Source organism: Brevundimonas sp. NIBR10 (genome assembly GCF_027912515.1).
In the GTDB taxonomy this organism is placed as follows: Bacteria; Pseudomonadota; Alphaproteobacteria; order Caulobacterales; family Caulobacteraceae; genus Brevundimonas.
Window position 1 is genome coordinate 1,454,673 of record NZ_CP115464.1, and the last position, 19,895, is coordinate 1,474,567.

At 67.9% G+C, this 19,895-nt stretch carries 18 protein-coding genes; 10 read left to right on the forward strand and 8 right to left on the reverse strand.

Annotation, left to right across the window (positions count from 1 at the left end; translation table 11 throughout):
* Nucleotides 1-64 precede the first annotated feature (64 nt).
* From O5K39_RS07105 to lpxC, 7 genes are all read left to right on the forward strand, one after another.
* The gene (locus O5K39_RS07105) at nucleotides 65-1,375 is read left to right on the forward strand and encodes a cytochrome b/b6 domain-containing protein (RefSeq protein WP_271146576.1); all 1,311 of its coding nucleotides are present in this window, start codon (nucleotides 65-67) and stop codon (nucleotides 1,373-1,375) included.
* Nucleotides 1,376-1,505: 130 nt separating this feature from the next.
* On the forward strand, nucleotides 1,506-2,444 hold the full coding sequence (locus tag O5K39_RS07110) for a D-alanine--D-alanine ligase (RefSeq protein WP_271146577.1): 939 nt from the start codon (nucleotides 1,506-1,508) through the stop codon (nucleotides 2,442-2,444).
* On the forward strand, nucleotides 2,432-3,337 hold the full coding sequence (locus O5K39_RS07115; RefSeq protein ID WP_271146578.1) for a cell division protein FtsQ/DivIB: 906 nt from the start codon (nucleotides 2,432-2,434) through the stop codon (nucleotides 3,335-3,337). The genes O5K39_RS07110 and O5K39_RS07115 overlap by 13 nt, the downstream gene beginning before the upstream one ends.
* A 25-nt stretch (nucleotides 3,338-3,362) precedes the next feature.
* On the forward strand, nucleotides 3,363-4,685 hold the full coding sequence (gene ftsA / locus O5K39_RS07120; RefSeq protein ID WP_271146579.1) for a cell division protein FtsA: 1,323 nt from the start codon (nucleotides 3,363-3,365) through the stop codon (nucleotides 4,683-4,685).
* Between the two features lie 187 nt (nucleotides 4,686-4,872).
* Nucleotides 4,873-8,226, forward strand: coding sequence for a TonB-dependent receptor (locus tag O5K39_RS07125; RefSeq protein WP_271146580.1), 3,354 nt, complete (start codon nucleotides 4,873-4,875; stop codon nucleotides 8,224-8,226).
* 273 nt (nucleotides 8,227-8,499) lie between these two features.
* Nucleotides 8,500-10,029, forward strand: coding sequence for a cell division protein FtsZ (gene ftsZ, locus O5K39_RS07130; protein ID WP_271146581.1), 1,530 nt, complete (start codon nucleotides 8,500-8,502; stop codon nucleotides 10,027-10,029).
* Between the two features lie 315 nt (nucleotides 10,030-10,344).
* On the forward strand, nucleotides 10,345-11,244 hold the full coding sequence (gene lpxC, locus O5K39_RS07135; RefSeq protein ID WP_271146582.1) for a UDP-3-O-acyl-N-acetylglucosamine deacetylase: 900 nt from the start codon (nucleotides 10,345-10,347) through the stop codon (nucleotides 11,242-11,244).
* Nucleotides 11,245-11,273: 29 nt separating this feature from the next.
* On the opposite strand, the gene pgeF is transcribed toward lpxC, so the two are convergent.
* The 3 genes from pgeF to lgt are packed head-to-tail and all read right to left on the reverse strand — an operon-like array spanning nucleotide 11,274 to nucleotide 14,013.
* Complete coding sequence (pgeF, locus tag O5K39_RS07140; RefSeq protein ID WP_271146583.1) at nucleotides 11,274-12,053, reverse strand: peptidoglycan editing factor PgeF; 780 nt, start codon at nucleotides 12,051-12,053, stop codon at nucleotides 11,274-11,276.
* The gene (locus tag O5K39_RS07145; protein ID WP_271146584.1) at nucleotides 12,050-13,123 is read right to left on the reverse strand and encodes an SAM-dependent methyltransferase; all 1,074 of its coding nucleotides are present in this window, start codon (nucleotides 13,121-13,123) and stop codon (nucleotides 12,050-12,052) included. Before O5K39_RS07145 ends, pgeF begins: the two co-directional genes overlap by 4 nt.
* Nucleotides 13,120-14,013, reverse strand: a complete 894-nt coding sequence (gene lgt / locus O5K39_RS07150; protein WP_271146585.1) for a prolipoprotein diacylglyceryl transferase — start codon at nucleotides 14,011-14,013, stop codon at nucleotides 13,120-13,122. The genes O5K39_RS07145 and lgt overlap by 4 nt, the downstream gene beginning before the upstream one ends.
* Nucleotides 14,014-14,222: 209 nt before the next feature.
* On the opposite strand from lgt, the gene O5K39_RS07155 reads away from it, so the two are divergent.
* The 3 genes from O5K39_RS07155 to O5K39_RS07165 all read left to right on the forward strand — a co-directional run bounded on the left by O5K39_RS07155 (nucleotide 14,223) and on the right by O5K39_RS07165 (nucleotide 15,890).
* Nucleotides 14,223-14,513, forward strand: coding sequence for an accessory factor UbiK family protein (locus O5K39_RS07155; protein ID WP_271146586.1), 291 nt, complete (start codon nucleotides 14,223-14,225; stop codon nucleotides 14,511-14,513).
* 79 nt (nucleotides 14,514-14,592) lie between these two features.
* Nucleotides 14,593-15,096 carry a YbjN domain-containing protein gene (locus tag O5K39_RS07160; protein ID WP_271146587.1) on the forward strand — a complete coding sequence of 168 codons (504 nt, stop codon included), beginning with the start codon at nucleotides 14,593-14,595 and terminating at the stop codon, nucleotides 15,094-15,096.
* A complete protein-coding gene (locus O5K39_RS07165) occupies nucleotides 15,093-15,890 on the forward strand; it encodes a pyrroline-5-carboxylate reductase dimerization domain-containing protein (protein ID WP_271146588.1) in 798 nt (265 codons plus the stop codon). The genes O5K39_RS07160 and O5K39_RS07165 overlap by 4 nt, the downstream gene beginning before the upstream one ends.
* A 44-nt stretch (nucleotides 15,891-15,934) precedes the next feature.
* Here O5K39_RS07165 and O5K39_RS07170 read toward each other — a convergent pair whose 3' ends face one another.
* The 5 genes from O5K39_RS07170 to O5K39_RS07190 all read right to left on the reverse strand — a co-directional run bounded on the left by O5K39_RS07170 (nucleotide 15,935) and on the right by O5K39_RS07190 (nucleotide 19,849).
* Nucleotides 15,935-16,216, reverse strand: coding sequence for a hypothetical protein (locus O5K39_RS07170; RefSeq protein WP_271146589.1), 282 nt, complete (start codon nucleotides 16,214-16,216; stop codon nucleotides 15,935-15,937).
* A gap of 69 nt (nucleotides 16,217-16,285) precedes the next feature.
* Nucleotides 16,286-16,801 carry a hypothetical protein gene (locus tag O5K39_RS07175; protein ID WP_271146590.1) on the reverse strand — a complete coding sequence of 172 codons (516 nt, stop codon included), beginning with the start codon at nucleotides 16,799-16,801 and terminating at the stop codon, nucleotides 16,286-16,288.
* A 65-nt stretch (nucleotides 16,802-16,866) separates the two neighbouring features.
* Nucleotides 16,867-18,210, reverse strand: a complete 1,344-nt coding sequence (locus tag O5K39_RS07180) for an ATP-binding protein (RefSeq protein ID WP_271146591.1) — start codon at nucleotides 18,208-18,210, stop codon at nucleotides 16,867-16,869.
* 190 nt (nucleotides 18,211-18,400) lie between these two features.
* Nucleotides 18,401-19,129 (reverse strand): response regulator transcription factor, encoded by a 729-nt coding sequence (locus tag O5K39_RS07185; RefSeq protein ID WP_271146592.1) that lies wholly within the window; start codon nucleotides 19,127-19,129, stop codon nucleotides 18,401-18,403.
* A 108-nt stretch (nucleotides 19,130-19,237) separates the two neighbouring features.
* Nucleotides 19,238-19,849, reverse strand: coding sequence for a TetR/AcrR family transcriptional regulator (locus O5K39_RS07190; protein WP_271146593.1), 612 nt, complete (start codon nucleotides 19,847-19,849; stop codon nucleotides 19,238-19,240).
* Between the last annotated feature and the right edge of the window lie 46 nt (nucleotides 19,850-19,895).

Consider the following 19,895-nt stretch of genomic DNA (forward strand, 5'->3'; position numbering starts at 1 on the left):
CCTTATTGAAACAATCACTGTGGCGGATTAGGTTGTCGGACACCGCCGGATCGGACGGGACGCCATGAGCCAGTTGAACGACAACCTCCCGTCCCCCTCGGCCCGGTACGGTGCCGTGGCGATGGGACTGCACTGGGCGATCGCCCTTCTGATCGTGTTCGAGATCGGCCTGGGCTGGCGGATGGACGGACCGCCGGGGGCCACGACCTTTGCGGTCTATCAACTGCACAAGTCGATCGGGATCAGCATTCTGATCCTGACCCTGGCGCGCATCGCCTGGCGGGTCGGCCATCGTCCGCCTGCGTCGGTCGGCGGCCATGTCTGGGAGCGGCGTCTGGCGGGGTGGGTCCACCTGGGCTTCTATCTGCTGCTGCTGGCCATTCCGTTGAGCGGCTGGCTGATCGTGTCGGCGTCGCGAACCGGGATCGGCACCGTCCTGTTCGGCCTGATCCCCTTTCCGCACCTGCCGGGCGTCCCGGGTCTGGAGCCCGCGACCAAGGCGGCGGTCGAGCAGGCCGCCGAGAGCGCTCACAGGCTGCTGGGCTGGGCCCTGTACGGCCTTCTGGCGCTCCATGTCGCGGGGGCTCTGAAGCACCATCTGATCGATCGGGATCAGGGCCTGTCCCGGATGCTGCCGGGGCCGTCGGCGGTTCGGCTGGTCAGCCGAAGGTTGGTCGGGGTCGCAGTGGCGGTCGTGTTGACGCTGGCGGCGGCGGCCCTCTATCCCTGGATCACGGCGAAGGTGCCGGTACCCGCGTCCGCGCCCGAACCGGCCGCGACGGTCCAGGCCGAGGCCGCGTCTGTGACTGTCCCTGCCGTCGCCGATCCGTCTGCGCCGGTCGAGGCCGATGCAGTCGAGACGCCCGCCGTACCGTCCCGCTGGACGGTCAACCGCGCGCAGTCGCGGCTGTCGTTCTCGACCAGCCAGTCGGGATCGCCGATCCGGGGCCGGTTCGCAGACTGGTCGGCCGACATTCTGTTCTCGCCGGACGCGCTGGACGCCTCGCGCGTCCGTGTCACGGTCGCCATGGCCAGTTTCGCCACCGAGGACAGCGACAGCCAGGGGGTGCTGGGCGGGTCCCAGTGGTTCGACACGGCAAGCCATGCCGAGGCGGTCTTCTCCGCCGAGCGGTTCCGGGCCTTGGGCGGCGACCGCTACGAGGCGCGCGGGTCGCTGCGGCTCAAGGGCGTCACGCGCGGGGCCGTCGTGCGCTTTACCTTGAACATCGAGGGCGACACGGCCCGGATGACGGGTACCGCATCCCTGGACCGCACGGCCTTCGGTGTCGGGACCGGCGAGTGGGCGGGAACGGACGACATCCCGGCCCAGGTCGCCGTGGACGTGACGATCGTCGCGGCGCGGTCGGATCGATGAGCCTGCGCCCCCTGCTGCCGCCGTCATGGGCGAGCGAATATCCCGGACTTCGAGCGTCAAAGTAAACGCGGTGTAAACCATGGCGGGGGGATCAAGGGCATCGGCCGCTCCCTCCAGTCCCCGGAACACGATGTCCCGTCCGCTTTCCGAGCTTCACGTCGCCGTCCTGATGGGCGGCCTGTCCTCGGAGCGCGAGGTCTCGCTGACCTCCGGCAAGGGCTGCGCCGATGCCCTGGAAGGGCAGGTCGCCCGGGTGTCGCGCGTCGACGCGGGACGCGACCTGGCTCAGGTGCTGGCCGATCTGAAACCCGACGTTGTCTTCAACGCCCTGCACGGCGACTGGGGCGAAGACGGGTGTGTCCAGGGCGTGCTCGAGACGCTGGACATCCCCTACACCCACTCCGGCGTCCTGGCCTCGGCCCTGTCGATGGACAAGGACAAGTGCAAGGCCGTGCTGAGCGCCGCGGGGGTCGTCGTGCCCGGCGGCGGGCTGTTCGACCGGCACGAGGTCGCGCGCGGCCACGTCATCCCACCCCCCTATGTGATCAAGCCCAATGCTGAGGGGTCGTCCGTCGGGGTCTATGTGGTGCGCGAGGGGGCCAACGGCCCGGTCACGGAAGTCGGCGAGGACAGCTGGACCTATGGCGACCTGGTCATGGTCGAGCCCTTCATCCCCGGCAAGGAACTGTGCGTCGCCGTGGTTGGGGATACGTCCGGGCCGCGCGCCCTGACGGTGACCGACATCACCCCGACCAAGGGTTTCTACGACTACGAGGCCAAATACGCGCCCGGTGGCTCTGTCCATGTGCTGCCGGCCGTCCTGCCCGATCACGTGTTCGAGGCGGCGCTGCGTCAGGCGGAACTGGCGCACACCGCCATGGGCTGTCGCGGGGTGTCGCGAAGCGATTTCCGTTATGACGATGTTAAGGACGAATTGGTCTTTCTGGAGGTCAACACGCAGCCCGGCATGACCCCGACCTCTCTGGTGCCAGAGCAGGCCGCCTATGTCGGGATGTCGTATCAAGACCTTGTCCGGTGGATCGTGGAGGACGCCTCATGCCCGCGGTAGTTCGCGGCGGTCGGCGACAGAGTTCGGCATCGGCTCCCCAGCGCGGCGCGACCTCCCCCAAGCGGGGCGGTCAGGCCAAGGGCGCGCGCGGGGGCGGAAACGCTCCGGTCGTCGGCGGCAAGTTCGCGGCGGTGGGCAAGCTCGACCTGTCACCCCGCGCCGTCGTCATTTCCATTCTCGCCGGTGTCGTCGTTCTGGGGGCCGTTCTGGCCACGGGCGCACGGGCCGAGCGGATCGGCGCGTCCCTGAGCCACGGCATGGACAGCATGACCGCTGGCATGGGCCTGTCGCTGCGTCGCGTCCACATCACGGGAGCCTCGGCCGAAGCCACACCGGCGATCCAGCAGGCGCTGCAACTTCAGGCCGGCCAGCCGATCACCAGTCTCGATCTCGACGCCCTGCGTGGCCGGGTCCAGTCGGTGGGCTGGGTCAAGGAGGCGAGGGTGGTGCGTCTGTTGCCCGACACCCTGATCGTCGAAGTCACGGAACACGACCGTCTGGCCGTCTGGCAGACCGGCGGAAAGACCTTCGTCATCGACGCCAACGGCAAGGCCATCCCGGGCGCTGACGCCGGTCGTTATCCCCAGTTGCCTCTCGTCGTCGGCAAGGGTGCCGACACCGCCGCCGCCGACCTTTTGCCGTTGCTGGCCCAGCGTCCGCGCCTGGCCGGGCGGATCGACGCCATGGTGCGGGTCGATGAGCGCCGCTGGGACCTGCGACTCAAGGACGGCAGCCTGATCCAGCTGCCCGCCGTCGATCAGGATTCGGCCCTGATCCGGCTGGATGCGCTGGATCAGCGCGACCGGCTGCTCGACCTCGGGTTCGCCCGCGTCGATCTCAGAACCCCCGACACTATCGCCGTGCGCCCCGGCGCTGGAGCGGCCCCCGCGTGACCCTGTTTGAAGTGAGGCTTTCCCGATGACCGGACGCAGAAGCGATCCCGCCACCGAGGCCGCCAAGGCCGCCCGCGCGCCCGTGGTGGCCGCGCTCGACCTGGGCCAGTCCAAGGTCGCCTGCTTCATCATGAAGCCCGAGGGCGTGCGTCACGCCGACCGTACCATCCGCGTGGCGGGGGCCAGTCACGTCCAGTCGCGCGGCGTGCGCGGCGGGGCCATCGTCAACATGGACGAGGCGGCCCAGGCCATCGGCCAGGCCGTCGAGCGCGCCGAACGCTCGGCCGGCGCGCCCGTGTCGGGCGTCATCGTCTCAACCGCCATCGGCCAGATGGCCAGCCACCGGGTCCAGGCCAGGGTGTCGCTGGGGGCCAATCCGGTCGGTGACGGCGACCTGGCCCGCGCCATCGCCATGGCCCTGGCCCAGATCCGCTACCCCAATCGCCGCCCGATCCACGTCCTGCCGATCGGCTGGTCGGTGGACGGCGCGCGTGGCGTCCACGATCCGCGCGCCATGCGCGGCGCGTCGCTGGGCCTCGATCTGCTGGTCGTGTCCATGGCCGAGAGCGCGTTTGCTTCGCTGAGCCATTGCCTGGAGCTGGCCCACCTGGACCTTCAGGGTGTGGCCGCCGCCCCCGTCGTCTCGTCGCTCGCCGCGCTGGAAGAGGACGAGATGGACCTGGGCTGTGTCTGCATCGACATGGGCGGAGGCTCGACCTCGGCCGCCGTCTGGGGCGGACGCAGTTTGCTGCACATCGAGTCGCTGAACGTCGGTGGCGACCATGTCACGGCCGACATCGCGCGCGGCCTCTCGACGTCCAAGGCCGGGGCCGAACGGCTCAAGACCCTGCACGGCTCGGCCATGGCCAGCGCCAACGAGGACCGCGAGATGCTGGAGGCCCCGCCCCGTGGCGAGGACCCGTCCGCCGGCCCCGTCATCGTGCCCCGCGCCATGCTCAAGACCGTCATCGCTCCGCGCGTCGAGGAGACGCTGGAGCTGCTGCGCGACCGGCTGCGGAACGCGGGCGTGGGTCTGGAGCCGGGCGCGGGCCTGGTCCTGACCGGCGGCGCGAGCCAGCTCAACGGGGTGCGCGAACTGGCCGTGCGGGTGTTCGACCGGCCGGTGCGGCTGGGCCGGCCCCAGCGCGCGCCGCACATGGCCGACGCCGCATCGGGCCCGGCCTTCTGTTCCTCGGCCGGCGTGCTGTTGCGCGCCGCCTATGGTCCGCGCGAGGCGGTCTCGGCCCGCAAGCTGATGTCGCGCCAGATTTCGGCCGCCGACGCCCCCAAGGTGCATCGTGGCAACGTTGTCGCACGGGCAGCAGGCTGGCTTCGCGAAAACCTCTGATATCCCAGTTGCATAAGCGTCGCGGCACCGTGTCCGGACTGTGACCCGATTGTAACATCCAGACCGAAGTGTGGCCGCAAAGCGGTCGCAATGGTTGCGACCCCGCCATTTTCCTCTAATCCCGACAGCAGCGCGTGGTCCAACTCTCCGGGGCCACGATTCTGTTTTTAACGTTGGGGCCTCCAAAATGCTTTTGAAGCGCAAGTATCTCTTCGGCACGACGATCATCGCGGGCATGATCGCCGCCTCGGCTCCGGCCTTCGCCCAGACGGCCCCGGCCGCCCAGGACGACGAGACCCAGGTCGAAGAAGTCGTCGTCACCGGTTCGCGTATCCGTCGCGACCCGACCACGGCCCCGACGCCGCTGATCCAGGTCACGCAGGACCAACTGCTGCAGACCGGCCTGTCGACCGTGATCGACTACCTGGCCACCATCCCCGCCCTGTCGAACTCGGTCGTGCCTTCGGACACCACGGGCTCGGGCCTGAACGACGGTGGTCTGTCGCTGCCGAACCTGCGCTCGCTGGGCACCGGCCGTACCCTGACCCTGGTTGACGGTCGCCGTCACGTGGGTTCGCAGGCCGGCTCGCTGGCCGTCGACATCGACACCATTCCCCGCCTGCTGATCCAGAACATCGAGATCGTCACCGGCGGTGCCTCGTCGGTCTACGGCGCTGACGCCGTTTCCGGCGTGCTGAACTTCGTGCTGCGCAAGGACTTCGAAGGTCTCGAAGTCGACGCCAACTACGCCTGGATCAACCAGGACGGCCAGGAATCCAAGCGCGTCTCGGCCGTCATCGGCCAGAACTTCTTCGACGACCGCCTGAACCTGTACGCCCACGCCGAATACGAAAAGATCGATGAAGTCCTGTCGACCGACATCGACTGGCTGCGCCGCTCGCCGACCCTTTTCGGCATCGACGCCGATCCGACCGCGGCCGCCAACGGCCCGAACGACGACGGCAAGCTCGACAACATCATCATCATGTCGAACGAAATGCGCCGCCTGGATCGCCCGCGGTGGGGTTCGACCACCCTGGCCAACAACCAGCAGCCCAGCGCGCTGAATGAACCGAACGTGCCGATCGCGTCCTGCACGGCCTACAACGCCGCGGCCTGCTATTCGGTCGATCCGGCCAAGACCTACTGGTATGAAGGCACGACCGCCCGTCTGGCCAACTTCGGCCAGCGCCTGGGCAACACCGGTGCCAGCCGCCCGCTGAACATCGGCGGCGACGGCGAATCGCCCGTCCTGTTCGCGACCGAGAACCGTATCCCGTCTTCGGAATCGCAGCGCTACCAGGTCGGCGGCACCTTCGCCGTCACCGACAGCATCAACCTGTACGCCGAAGCCAAGTACATCACCGAGAGCACGATCGACGCCTCTCAGCCGACCTTCTTCGACGTCTATCTGGCTGACGTGACCGCCGCCAACCGGGTCAACACCCTGCTCGGCACCGGCACGTTCCAGATGCGCTATTCGGACAACGCCTTCCTGCCGGCGAACGTCAAGGCCGCCATTCTGGCCAACCAGGTCGTGACCTACAACGCTCCGACCGTGACGGCGGCCGGTACCGCGCAAGCGACGACCACCAACCGCCAGTGGGCCGACCACCGCCTGTTCGGGCCCCAGCGCTTCCAGGACAACACGCGCGACCTGCAACGCTACGTCGTCGCCATGAACGGGTCCTATGACAGCGTTCTGTTCGTCAAGAACTTCGACTGGGACATCTCCTACACCTACGGCAAGGTCGAGAACACGAACATCGAGAACGGCGTCGACGTCGAGCGCTTCAACTGGGCGGCCGATTCCGTAGTCGACACCGCCGGCGTTCTCGGCACCCCCGGTGCCATCGTCTGCCGCGCCAAGCTGATCGTCGCCCAGAACCCGACCGTCGCTTCCGGTCAACTGGCCGACGCCTTCCGCGGTGGCGATCTGCGCAACAGCCCGACGGCCCTGGCCTCGATCAATTCCTGCCAGCCGCTGAACATCTTCGGTGCCGGCAACCAGAGCCAGGCCGGCCTCGACTATGTGAAGGCCTTCATCACCGTCAACGAAGAGAACCAGCAGGAAGACGCCATCGCTTCGGTGTCCGGACAGCTGTGGGACTTCTGGGGTGCCGGCGCCATCGGCGTCGCCCTGGGCGCGGAATACCGCAAGGAAACCACCTCGGGCATCGGTCGTTCGACCACGACCGGCGATCGCTTCCTGTTCCTGAACACCGGTGCCGACTTCCCGGAAGCCTCCTACGACTCGCAGGAAGCCTTCGCCGAGCTATCGATCCCGCTGATCCGCGACAGCTTCCTGGGTGAATACGCCGAACTGAGCGGTTCGTACCGTTACGCCGACTACTCCACCGTCGGCGAAACCGAAGTGTACGGCGTCAACTTCGTCTATCGCCCGGTCAGCGACATCGCGTTCAAGACCAGCTTCAACTCCTCGATCCGCGTGCCGTCGCTGGGTGAGAACTTCTCGCCGCGCAGCCAGACCTTCTCGAACGGCTTCGTCGATCCCTGCTCCACGGCCAGCATCACGGCAGCCACCCTGGCCGCCGACATCCGCGCCAACCGGATCGCCAACTGCACCACCCTGGCCGCTGCCAAGGGTCTGGCCTATGACTTCGCCGGCACCACCGGTTCGCCGGACGATGACTACGCTCCGCTGTACGCTTCGGGCGTCGCCGGGGTGAACGGCGGCAACCCGTTCCTCCAGCCTGAAGAGTCGGACTCCTTCACCTTCTCGACCGTGTTCCAGCCCCGGTTCATCCCGAACCTGGACCTGGTGCTCGACTACTACGAGATCGAGATCACCAATGTGATCGCGGCGGTGACGGCCCCGGCCGCAGCGGCCAACTGCGTCAGCGGCCCGACCCTGAACACCGCGGCCTGCGCGACCATCTTCCGCAACAACCCGGCCGCGGCCGGCACGACGGCGGTTCTCCGCTCCGAGGCCTTCAAGGTCGGCGGCACGGGCACGACCGATCCGATCGGCGGCTTCATCCAGGGCTCGGTGAACTTCGCCAAGCGCACCGTTCGCGGCCTGGACTTCACGGCGCGCTACTCGTTCGACACCGAGGAAATGCTGGGTCGCAACTGGGGTCAGTTCAACTACTCGCTGAACGGTTCCTGGCTGATCGAGCAGAAGTTCTTCACCGATATCGCCAACCCCGGTGCCTTCACCGAGAACGCCTCCTCGCTGTTCTACCCGCGCGTCCGCTTCACCTCGACGCTCCAGTGGGCACCGACCGACACCGTGACGGTCAGCTGGATCGCCGACTGGCAGTCGTCGCAAGACATCAGCCAGTTGCGGACCCTGATCCTCAACCTGGACACCCAGCCCCTGGCCTATCGCGAAAGCGGCAACTTCGTCCGTAACGACTTCAACGTCCGTTACGACCTGACGGACGACGTCACCCTGCGCGCCGGCGTCACCAACGTCTTCGACGCCGAGCAGTCGCCGTGGCTGGGAACGACCCTCTACTCGAACTTCGACCCCTACGGTCGTCGCTTCAACGTCGGTCTGAACTGGCGCGTCTGGTAGGACTTCACGTCCCAAGGATACGGAAAGGGCGGCTCTCACGAGCCGCCCTTTTTCGTTGAAACCTGTGGATGGACCCAGGCTTGGCCGGTCCTGTGGGGCCTATCCTGCGGTCAAGGTTAACCTTTTTGCTCGACGCGAGTCCGACTCACCTTAATCGGTAACCTTCCCTTAACGGTGATGGGTGTTTCCTTAACGGGCCCATTAACCTTCTGATTCGGCGGGGCGGATCAGGAGGCCGGTAAGGGGGCAGGGTCGGAAAAGGTCGGTTTCAAAATGTCTCTCTCGCTGGTGCGTCCTCAAGCCACGGAACTCAAGCCCCGGATCGTCGTCTTCGGCGTCGGTGGCGCAGGCGGCAACGCCGTCAACAACATGATCGACGCCGGCCTTGAAGGGGTCGAGTTCGTCGTCGCCAACACCGACGCCCAACATCTGTCGTTCGCCAAGACCGACCGCCGCATCCAGCTGGGCGAAACGATCACGCAAGGCCTCGGTGCCGGCGCTCACCCCGAGGTCGGCATGAACGCGGCCGAGGAGTCGGCCGACGAAATCCACGCGCACCTCGAAGGCGCGCACATGATCTTCATCACCGCCGGCATGGGCGGCGGGACCGGCACCGGTGCGGCTCCGATCATCGCCAAATGCGCGCGCGATCGCGGCATCCTGACCGTCGGCGTGGTGACCAAGCCCTTCACCTTCGAAGGCCGCCACCGCATGCGCCTGGCCGATGCGGGCATCGCCGAGCTGCAACGCTATGTCGATACCCTGATCGTCATCCCGAACCAGAACCTGTTCCGCGTCGCCAACGAACGCACCACCTTCGCCGACGCCTTTGCGATGGCCGACCAGGTGCTGCATTCGGGCGTTCGCTCGATCACCGACCTGATGATCCTGCCTGGCCTGATCAACCTCGACTTCGCCGACGTCCGCGCCGTCATGTCCGAAATGGGCAAGGCGATGATGGGCACCGGCGAGGCGACCGGCGACGACCGCGCCCTGCTGGCCGCCCAGAACGCCATCGCGAACCCGCTGCTCGACGAGACGTCGCTGAAGGGCGCCAAGGCCGTTCTGGTCAACATCACCGGCGGGCTGGACATGACCCTGCTGGAAGTCGACGAGGCCGCCAACGCCATCTCGGCCGAGGTGGACGGCGACGCCAACATCATCTTCGGCGCGGCCTTCGATCCCAATCTAGAAGGCAAGATCCGCGTCTCCGTCGTCGCCACCGGCATGGACGAGGTCGGTGCCGTCAAGGCCGAGCCGACCCCGACCAGCGCCTTCCACGACACCCGCCGTCCTGTGGCTCCCGTCCGTCCCGAGCCGATCCGCCAGGAAGCGCTTCGCCCGGAACCCGTCCGTGCCGAGATGGCCCGCGCGGCCGAGGTCCGTGTCGAACAGGCCCCGATCGTCCCGACCTTCCAGCCCACGCCGGAACCCGTCGTCGCGCGCACGCCCGAGCCGGTCATCCACGTCGCCGAGCCCACCCGTGCCCTGGAGCCCATCGTCGATCCCTGGGTCGAGGCCTTCGAGGCCGATCACGGCCGCAAGGCGACGCCCGCCGCCGCCACCGCCCAGGGCGAACTCTATATGGAGCGTCAGGCCGCCGAGCCCGCCTATGACGATCGCGATCATCGCAAGTCGGGCTGGAGCCTGTTCGGCTCCAAGAAGCCGCGCGCCCAGTCCAACTACGTCGCCCCCGCCGCGCCCCAGATGCGCCAGACCGGATCGGCCCAGGCCGCGCCTGAACTGTCGGCCGAGGAAGACGACCTGGAAATCCCATCCTTCCTGCGACGCCTGGCCAACTAGCTTCGCTGCCAACGGGCAACGAGCAACAGGCAACAGAAGGGGCGGTCCGCAGGGGCCGCCTTTTTTGCGTCTCCCTCCCCCGGAGTGGGGAGGGACGGCGAAGCGAAGCGAAGCCCGGGTGGGGCCGTGTGAACCACCACGACCTCCTTTGCGGCACACTTCCCCAGCCTGATCGCTGCGCGATCTTCCCTCCCCACTTCGGGGGAGGGAGACGAAACAATCCGAAACCTGACTTTGGTTTCCGTCTGGTCGCATAGGCGATACCAAAGTGTCATCGGCGGCTCCCCCTCGCCGCCCGCACGAGAGTTCCCCACTTTGCCGCTGCGTCCCGATCATCACGAACGGACCATCGTCGCCCCTGCGATCTGCGCGGGCGTGGGCGTGCACACGGGCCAGCGGGTGCGTCTGGCCATCCGTCCGGCCGCGCCGGACACGGGTATCGTCTTCGTCCGCACCGACATCACCGACCGCGACAACCGCATCCCCGTCTCGGGCGAGGCGGTCATTGACGCCCGCCTGAACACCATGATCGAGAATGCGGCGGGCGTGCGCCTGTCGACGATCGAGCATCTGATGGCGGCGTTCTGCGCGCTCGGCATCTCCAACGCCGTGGTCGAGGTCGATGGGCCCGAACTGCCGATCCTGGACGGTTCGGCCCTGCAGTTCGTGCAGTTGCTGGACCGCGCGGGTTTCCGGCCCCAGTCCATGCCGGTCCGCTACATCGAGATCCTGGAGCCGATCCACGTGACCGACGGCGACAAGCACGCGGCCCTGTATCCGTGCGACCGCTACGAGATGCGGTTCGAGATCGACTTCGACAACACCGTGATCGGCAACCAGGTCGTGGACTTCGTCGTCGACGAGGAAACGTTCCGCTCCGACATCATGGCCGCCCGCACCTTTGGTTTTGCCCATGAGGTCGAGGCCCTGCGTCAGGCCGGCCTGGCCCGTGGCGGCAGCCTCGAGAACGCCGTGGTCATCGACGGGGACGACATCCTGAACCCGGGCGGCCTGCGGATGGAACGCGAGTTCGTGAAGCACAAGGCGCTGGACGCGATCGGCGACCTGTACGTCCTGGGCGCGCCCCTGCTGGGCCGGTACGAAGGCTACAAGGGCGGCCACGCCCTTAACAACCTGCTGGTCCGCGAACTGCTGGCCAACCCCCAGAGCTGGCGCGAGACCGTCCGCGTGCCGGAACTGGCGCGGGTGGGGTAAAGGCTGTCCCTCTCCCTATGTAAGAGGGATCAACTCATCGAGATCGCACTCATCAACCGTCCGAAATCCGGCTCCCCACGCTGGAACGCCCGGCGGTTGGAGAAGAACCGCGCCTCATCCGCACAGGTGTCGTCGCCGGTCCACGCCGCCTCGCCGATCCCCGCCTGTTCCAGCCGTCCCAGCACGAAGCCCGGCAGGTCGAACATCCGCTTGTCCGCCGCCATGCCAGGCATGAAGAACCGCGCGCTGTCCGGATCGACGCTCTCGAACCGTTCCTGGAAGTCCGCCCCGACCTCGTAGGAGGCTTGGGCAATGCAGGGGCCGACGACGGCGACGGTGCGCTCCGGGCGCGCGCCGAGCGCCGACATGGCCGCGACCGCGCTCTGCACCACCCCACCCAGCGCCCCCTTCCAGCCCGCGTGGACGGCCGCGACCACCCCGGCCTCGGCGTCCGCCAGCAGCACCGGCGCGCAGTCGGCGGTCAGGACGGCGCAGATGACGCCGGGCGTCGCGGTGGCCACCGCATCACCTTCGGGCCGGTCGCCGCGCCACGGCCCTTCCGCGACACGGGTGATGGCCGAATGGATCTGGTAACAGGCGGCCAGGTCGTCTGGACCGCCGCCGAAGGTCTGCGCGATCCGGCGGCGGTTCTCCTCAACGGCCGCGATGTCGTCGCTGGACCCCAGGCCGGTGTTCAGACTGTCGAAGATCCCGGTGGAAAACCCGCCCCGTCGCGTGAAGAACCCGTGGCGAACCCCGGCCTTCGTCAGTAGCGGATGAGTGATCGGTTCAGGCAGGGCAGGGGTCATGTCTCGAATCCCGGCACGGACAGGGCGGCGGGCGCGAAGATCGCACAGGCCTTGAACAACGTCCCCATTTCGTCGTCGGCGATCAAGCGGTTCATCTGGCGGTCCAGCAGGGCCGCGCCGTCCGGTCGGGCTTCCTTCAGCCGGGCGGCCCGGACCTCGATCCCCATGGCACGAAGAAGGTCGCCCTGGCCGATGCAGGCGGTGGTTCCGGCACCGGCCGTCGCAGCGGCGGCCAGGACGGCGGGAAAATCGGCCCACTGGGTCAGGTCGGCCTCGCCGGGGCCGACGAGCGGGTCCACCGCCTTGTGCCGGCTCAGGGCCTGGAGGGTGTCGCCCGGCCCCGGCGTGTCGCGGCCATAGTCGATCAGCAGGGCCGCACCCGTGGCCTGGACCAGCAGGGCGGCGCAGTCCCGGCCGAACTGGGCCTGATGCGGCGAGGTCTCGACGACCTGGCCGATCTCGACGGGGTAGGGGGGCGGGGTGAAACCCGCCGGGGCTGCCGTCAGGCCGAAGATCAGGTCGCCGGCCTCATCGACCCCGACGCAGCGCTCGGCCCAGCCCTCGGCGGTCCTCATGAACTGGCGCACCGGCAGGCAATCCAGCATTTCGTTGGCGACGAGGATCACGGGCGCGTCGGCGTCGATGGCATCGAGTGACGCCACCCAGCGCGGCGTCAGGGCAGCGCCCTCCAGCCGCTGCGCCTGGGCGTCCCTCAGGACCGGGCTGGGTTCGATCAGGATCAGGTCGCAGGCCTCCAGGAACCCCGGCGCGCGCCGGGCGGTCCTCAGGATGTCGTCCATCAGGGTGCCGTCGCCGGGCCCGACCTCGACCAGGGTGAACCGCGCAGGGCTTCCCAGCCGGCGCCAGATCTCGGCGGCCCACAGGCAGACCAGTTCGCCGAACATCTGACTGACCATCGGCGCGGTGATGAAGTCGCCGTCGACGCCCAGGCCCGGCCGGGTGGCGTAATAGCCTTCCTGAGGATCATGCAGACAGCGCAGCACATAGTCGGCGACCGTCATTGGTCCGGTCAGGACGATCTCGCGGACCAGTCTCGCCTTCAGGCTCACGTCGCCGTGGGTTCCGCTTCGGGCTCCGCGACCGGTGCCGTCTTCCACGCCCGCCAGATCAGCCAGCCGCCGATGGCGATCATCGGCACGGACAACAGGATGCCCATGGTCAGGCCGAGCGGCAGGTTGTCCAGCCCGACATCGGGCTGGCGCACATTCTCCAGCACGATCCGCGACAGGCCGTATCCGACCAGGAACAGGCCGGTGACATAGCCGGGCTTGGCCAGCAGCCGGAATTTCCAGATCGCCAGCGACAGCAGGCCGAACAGCAGCAGCCCCTCAAGACCCGCTTCGTACAGTTGGCTGGGGTGACGCGGCACGTCGCCGGCCGGGCATATCCCGTAGGTCGAAAGGATACGATCGTTGCAGAAGCGGATGGCCCAGGGGACGGTCGTCTCGCGGCCCCACAGCTCGCCGTTGATGAAGTTGGCCATGCGGCCGAAGAAGATGCCGATCGGCGCGGTGGCCAGGGCCATGTCGCCGACGCTGAGGGTGGACAGCTTGTTCTTCCAGGCGAACCACAGAACGGCGGCGGTACAGCCCAGCAGGCCGCCGTGGAACGACATCCCGCCGGTCCACAGCTGGAACAGCTCCAGCCGCTCGCCCCAGCTGTCGCCGGTAAACAGCTGCAGATACATGACCGGCTTGTAGAACAGGGCGTATCCGAACCGGCCGCCCAGGATGATGCCGAGCGTGATCCACAGCACCAGGTCGTCCAGCTGGACCGTCGTGATCGGCGGCTTCTTCGGTGCCCAAAGGCTGTTTCGCTTGATCAGGACGCCGGCGTACCACCAGCCCAGCACGATGCCGGCGACATAGGCCAGGGCGTACCAGCGGATCGGCAGCGGCCCCAGCTGGATCAGGACCGGGTCGAACTCGGGGAAGATCACGAACGCAGGCTCCGCGCGGCTTGGCCCCGTCGTTTAGCAAGCGGCCCCTCGTAAAGCCATCCGGGTGAACGCCATGGCGACATCCATGATCTCGATTTCGACACGACGCAGGCTATAAGTCGCATCGACGGAAAGGTTTCGTTCACCATATCGCGTAAACCTTCCTTAACCACGGCCGCCCGCCCGAGTCGGTGGCCACGGAGACCGCCATGCAGACCCGCAACCCGATCCTCGACGAGTTCGCCAAGATCACCACCGGCGCCATGGGCCTGGCCCAGGCCGCGGGCGAAGAGGCCAAGGCCGCCTTCCGCAGCCAGACCGACCGCGTTGCCGCGGAGCTGGACCTGGTGCGCCGCGACGAATTCGACGCCCTGAAGGCCGAGGTCGCGGCCCTGCGCAACCAGTTGACCGTCCTCAACGCCGCCTTTGCCGCCAAGGCGAAGAAGCCTGCCACGGGAACCTCCACAGGCGGAACTCCCGCTGAGGACGCAGCGGGTTGAGCCGAATCCGCGAACACGTTTACCGTAATCTGGAGGGGCGTGACTCGCGTTCCCTCTCACACGCCGCTGGAACCGACCTATGAACGCACTGGGCCCCGAAGAGGTCGACGTTCCCTACGATCCGCTGGACGTGGTCGAACACGTGCTGAACGCGGAGAACCTGCCGTTCGACCGCACGGACGACGGCGACCTGGCCTTCGCCCTGGCCGGCGACTGGAAGGATTACGAGCTGTGGTTCGCCTGGCGGCCCGAGGGCGACTGCCTTCAGCTGTGCTGCGCGCTGGACCTGCGGGCCACCAAGTCGCGTCGCAACGCCGCCTATGAACTGGTCAGCCTGGTCAACCAGCGCGCCTGGATGGGCCATTTCGAGGTCTGGTCCGAGGACGGCGAGATCGTCTTCCGCCACTCCCTGGCCCTGCCGCACGGCGAACGCCCGACCCTGGCCCAGGCCGCCTCGATGATCGACGCGGCGGTGGAGACGGCGGATCGCTACTATCCCGCCTTCGACTTCATGATCCGCGGCAACAAGAAGCCGCAGGAGGCGATCGACTCCTGCCTGTTCGAGACCGTCGGCACGGCGTGATCGCGCCGGACGCCCCCGTCGTTCTGGTCGGCTGCGGCCGGCTCGGCTCGGCCATCGTCGAGGGCTGGCTGGCGACGGGGTTCGACCCGCGCCGCCTGATCATCCTCAGCCCCTCGTCCAAGCCCGTCGCCGAGGCCGCCGCCCTGCGCGGGGCCCGGCTGAACCCCGACCGATCAGCGCTGGCCGAGGCGGGCGCTGTGGTCCTCGCGGTCAAGCCCGCCCTGTGGCGCTCGGTCGCCGAGGGCCTGTCCGACGCTTTCGATCCGGGAGCGGTGATCGTCTCGGTCATGGCCGGGGTCCGCGACGAGGCGATTTCAGAGGCCTTCCTCGGCCGGTCGGTGGCGCGGGTCATGCCGACCACCGGCGTGGCGACGGGGCAGGGGGTGGCGGCCATCTATGCCGCCAACCGCAATGCGCGCGAGGCGGCCCACGCGTTGTTCGACCCCCTGGCCGACACCGTCGATCTGGATCAGGAAGTCCTGATCGACGTCGCCACCGCCGTCGCCGGCTCCGGCCCCGCCTACGTCCACGCCTTCACCCGCGCCCTGGCCGAGGCGGGGGAGGCGCAGGGGCTGGACGCGGACAGCGCGCTCAGGCTGGCGCGCGGGGCCGTTCGCTCGGCGGCCTCGGCCGATCCGGCGACGCCGCTCGGCGACCTCATCGCCCGCGTCGCCTCGCCCGGCGGCACCACGGAAGCGGGGCTGAAAGCGCTGGCGAATGGGCGGGCGTTGGACGCATCGGTTGAGGCGGCGGTAACGGCGGCGCTGGCGCGGGCGCGCGAGCTGGCGCGGTAGTCGCGGGACGCTTCGTTCAAACCGACGTCAACGGCCGGTCAGGCCTATGCCGCGCCCGTGAAAAACAGGATCAGCATCACGACCATTGCCAGGCTGAGCGTAAGAGGCACCGCGACGCTGATCCAAGTCGCCCAGCGCCATTTCAGCTTCTGAAAGATCACGCCGCCGACCGGCCCCAGAAGCAGACTGCTGGTCCAGAGCGCCAACGTCGCTGACATCAAGCGGAGGAGTGCGTTCGTTCCGCCACCCTGAGACATCGTGAGGAGGATAAACAGAACGAAAGTGACTGGCAGGCACAGAAAGCAGAAGATGATGACTCGCACCATCGCCTGGTCAGAGACTAGCCGAGGGGTCGCTAGCTTCATCATGCCGGCAGCGTCGCCGAGACCGAAGTGCTAGCGGCTGACCAACCGCCCGCGTGACAGGTTGGACGCCAGACGGTCGAAGGCACGGTCGGCCTCTTCCCAGGTGTTGTAGCCGAAGACGTCGGCGATGCTGTTGGAGTAGCGCGAGTATTTGACCGGCAGGCGCTGGCCGTCGGCGGTGACGACCTCGCCCTCGATCGTGGCACCGCCGATCGAGACACTGTCGAAGATCGACAGGCCGGGGCGGTCGATCGACTGCTGCATCGTCGGGCGGTTGGGCTTGAGGTCGGTGACCACCAGATTGACCTGGGCCCCGGCCAGGGCACCGCTGCGGGCCAGTTCGCGCTCGACCGTCTGTTTCAGGTCGTCGATCTGCCAGTTGACGTCACGCTCGCCGAGCTTTTCGACGTCCTCGATCAGATCGCCGCCGATGGTCACGGTGACGGACGGGGCGCCGATCCGGGGCTGGTTGGCGGGCTCGGCCTGGGCGGCGGCGGCGACCGCCATGACGGCGGCGAGGGGGGCGAAGAAGGCGAACCTGCGCATGATGATCTCCATGGGTCCCTGTCCCGATGAAGATGCGCCCGGCACCGCCTTTCCGCAAGACGCCCCTACCCCGGTAGCCGGATCAGCGCCTTCAGCCCGCCCATGTCGCTGCGATCCAGGGTGATGTCCCCGCCGTGCCCGCGCGCCACGTCGCGCGCGATGGCCAGGCCCAGGCCGACGCCCTTGGTGTTCTGGTTGCGGCTTTCATCCAGGCGCGAGAAGGGCGAGAACGCCTCTTCGTGCATCTCTTCGGGGATGCCGGGGCCGTCATCCTCGACCGCGATCTCGATCCCGCCGGACGCCAGGGCGCGGGCCGACAGGCGGACGTGCTCGCCGTGCGCTGCGGCGTTGCCTGCCAGGTTGTTCAGGGCGCGACGGATGGCGATGGGGCGCAACGTCGCCTTCAGCCCCTCCGGCGCCTGGACCTCGACTTCCGCCCCTATCCGGCGCGCGTCCTCGCCGGCAGAGGTCAACAGGGCGGCGATGTCGATGATCTGCGCCGCCTCACCCGCCTCGCCGCGCGCGAAGGCCAGGTATTCGTCGATCATATGCTCCATCTCGTCCAGATCGCCCTTCATCGCTGTCTGACGCTTGAAGGGCGGCGCCAGCGCCAGCTCCAGCCGCAGCCGGGTCAGGGGCGTCCTCAGGTCATGGCTGACCGAGGCCAGCAGGGCGGTACGCTGGTCGATATGGCGCTGGATCCGGTCGCGCATGGCCAGAAAGGCCGTCGCCGCCTGGCGCACCTCACGCGCGCCGTGGGGCTTGAACCGGGGCTGGATCTCGCCGCGCCCGAAGGCCTCGGCCGCCTCGGCCAGCCGCTCGATGGCACGGACCTGGTTCCTGATGAACAGGATGGCCACCGACATCAGCAGCACGGTGGCGATGGTCAGCCACAGCACGAAGATATGGGCCTGGGTCGCCACGGCGCGTTCGCGGGGCGCGATGATGCGCAGCACTCCGTTCGGCTCCTGCACCTGGATATCGACGTAAGCCGGATAGCGGGTTGTGTCGAACCAGAAAGGCTGGTCCAGCCGCGAGGCCAGGGCCTGTTCCAGCGTCCGGTCGATCAGGCCGATCGGCCCACGATTTTGTTCGGTCGGCAGGGTCTCATCTTCCTTCAGGGCGACGGACAGCTGCATCGACTTTTCCGCCCGGGCGGCGATGACGGCCAGGTTCTGTGGCGTCGGATCGTCGCGATAGCTTTCTGACGCCCAGGCGATGTCCCCGGCCAGCCCCTCCGACAGGCGGGCGGTCACCCTCTGCCAGTGGGCGTCGAAGAAGGCCCAGGTCACCGCCCCCTGCATGATCAGGATCGGCGCCACGATGATCAGCAACGACCGCCCCCACAGCGAGGCGGGTAGCCTGCGCTTGATGAACCGGCCGAGGACGGCGGGGGGGACGAAGCGCATCAGCGTCCCTCTCCCATAGGGAGAGGGCTTGAGGCTCGGAGAGCGCAGCGATCCGCCAGCCGAAAGGGTGAGGGGTTACGGTGCGTCATTCTGAGAGGGAAACCCCTCACCCTTTCGCGCGAAGACCGATCGCTACGCTCTCGGGCGCTCAAGCCCTCTCCCCATGGGAGAGGGAGCCAAAGCGCCGTCATCAATCCGGCGCCAGCATATACCCCACGCCGCGCACGGTCTGGAGATAGCGCGGGTTCTTCGGGTCCGCTTCCAGCTTCCTGCGCAGGCGCGTCACCTGGACGTCCACGGCGCGGCCGGTGATGTCGGCGGTGTCGGGCGACAGGTCCATCCGCTCGACCGGCGAATGGGCATGGATGGCCAGCGTCTTCAGCAGTTGCGCCTCGGCCTCGGTCAGACGCAGCGGCTTGCCGTCGCGCGACAGCTCCAGCCGCTCCATGTCGAACGACACCTCGCCCAGCCGGATCTCGCGCGGCGTCAGGGGCTTGCCGCCCGTGCGACGCAGGATCGCCTCGATCCGCAATGCCAGTTCCTTGGGCTCGAACGGCTTGGACATATAGTCGTCGGCGCCGCGCGACAGGCCCTCGATCCGGTCCGACGCCTCGCCGCGCGCGGTCAGCAGCAGCACGGGCGTCTTGGACAGCTGCGCCTTGGACCGGACCCACGACGTGAGCTCCAGCCCCGTCTCGCCCGGCATCATGACGTCCAGGATGACCAGGTCGAACTCGATCAGCTCCATCAGCCGACGCGCGGCGGCGGCGTGGGCGGCACCGGTGGTGCGATAGCCCTCGCGCGCCAGATATTCCTTCAGCAGTTCGCGAATGCGGTCATCGTCGTCGACGACCAGCAGGTGCCGTCCGACGCCGGGGCCGGCGACGGGGCCGGAGCGATTGCGTGATTCGTAACTCATAGTCTGGGGCTCATCGGCGTGTTCCGCGCGTGCATACAGCGTGGCCGAGATCAAGGCGACCTGCAAGGAACCCTGTTCCGTTGCGCCCGCTCGAACGTCCGGGTGCAATCAACCCCAGGCCCGCATCGCGATCCGGACAACGCCCAGCAGTTTGTCGCGGCTGGCACCGTCGCGAGCGAGGGTGGACATCCCCTGAATGACCGCTGTGGTGTGCCCGGCCAGAGCGCCCGCATCGGTGTCTTCAGGCAGTTCTCCGTCGACCACCGCGTGTTCTATCCGGCGTCTGAGGTGGGCCTCGACCGCGTTGCGCAGAGCTGCCAGCTCGGCCTGAACGTCAGCGGCCGAGGCCGAAACGCTGATGGCAGAGGTGGCCAGCATACAGCCGGGCGGCGTCGTCGGATCGGTGAAGGTCTGGGCCGCACCCGACATCAGGGCCAAGGCGGCGTCGCGCGCCGATCCCGCCGCGTCGATGATCTCCTGGGGCGAAGTCGGATGCGACAGGTAGCGGCGAACGGACTCCAGAAAGAGACCCTTCTTGTTGCCGAACGCCGCATAGACGCTCGGCGGTGAAACCCCCATCGCCGCCGTCAGGTCCCCCAGCGAGGTGGACTCATAACCATGCCGCCAGAACAGCAGCATGGCCGTTTCCAGGGCGGCCTCGCGATCGAACGACAGGGGTCTGCCCGCCTTGCGGATCGATGAAGACTGCGACGTTTTCATAGCGTCCGTTATGAAACCCTTGACCGGCGACGGCAAGGGCTTCACT

Bases quoted from the DNA above. Each gene is read 5' to 3' on its own strand.
- O5K39_RS07105 (WP_271146576.1), top strand. From the start codon at position 65: ATGAGCCAGTTGAACGACAACCTCCCGTCCCCCTCGGCCCGGTACGGT.
- O5K39_RS07110 (WP_271146577.1), top strand. From the start codon at position 1,506: ATGTCCCGTCCGCTTTCCGAGCTTCACGTCGCCGTCCTGATGGGCGGC.
- O5K39_RS07115 (WP_271146578.1), top strand. From the start codon at position 2,432: ATGCCCGCGGTAGTTCGCGGCGGTCGGCGACAGAGTTCGGCATCGGCT.
- ftsA (WP_271146579.1), top strand. From the start codon at position 3,363: ATGACCGGACGCAGAAGCGATCCCGCCACCGAGGCCGCCAAGGCCGCC.
- O5K39_RS07125 (WP_271146580.1), top strand. From the start codon at position 4,873: ATGCTTTTGAAGCGCAAGTATCTCTTCGGCACGACGATCATCGCGGGC.
- ftsZ (WP_271146581.1), top strand. From the start codon at position 8,500: ATGTCTCTCTCGCTGGTGCGTCCTCAAGCCACGGAACTCAAGCCCCGG.
- pgeF (WP_271146583.1), bottom strand. From the start codon at position 12,053: ATGACCCCTGCCCTGCCTGAACCGATCACTCATCCGCTACTGACGAAG.
- O5K39_RS07155 (WP_271146586.1), top strand. From the start codon at position 14,223: ATGCAGACCCGCAACCCGATCCTCGACGAGTTCGCCAAGATCACCACC.
- O5K39_RS07160 (WP_271146587.1), top strand. From the start codon at position 14,593: ATGAACGCACTGGGCCCCGAAGAGGTCGACGTTCCCTACGATCCGCTG.
- O5K39_RS07170 (WP_271146589.1), bottom strand. From the start codon at position 16,216: ATGGTGCGAGTCATCATCTTCTGCTTTCTGTGCCTGCCAGTCACTTTC.
- O5K39_RS07175 (WP_271146590.1), bottom strand. From the start codon at position 16,801: ATGCGCAGGTTCGCCTTCTTCGCCCCCCTCGCCGCCGTCATGGCGGTC.
- O5K39_RS07180 (WP_271146591.1), bottom strand. From the start codon at position 18,210: ATGCGCTTCGTCCCCCCCGCCGTCCTCGGCCGGTTCATCAAGCGCAGG.
- O5K39_RS07185 (WP_271146592.1), bottom strand. From the start codon at position 19,129: ATGAGTTACGAATCACGCAATCGCTCCGGCCCCGTCGCCGGCCCCGGC.
- O5K39_RS07190 (WP_271146593.1), bottom strand. From the start codon at position 19,849: ATGAAAACGTCGCAGTCTTCATCGATCCGCAAGGCGGGCAGACCCCTG.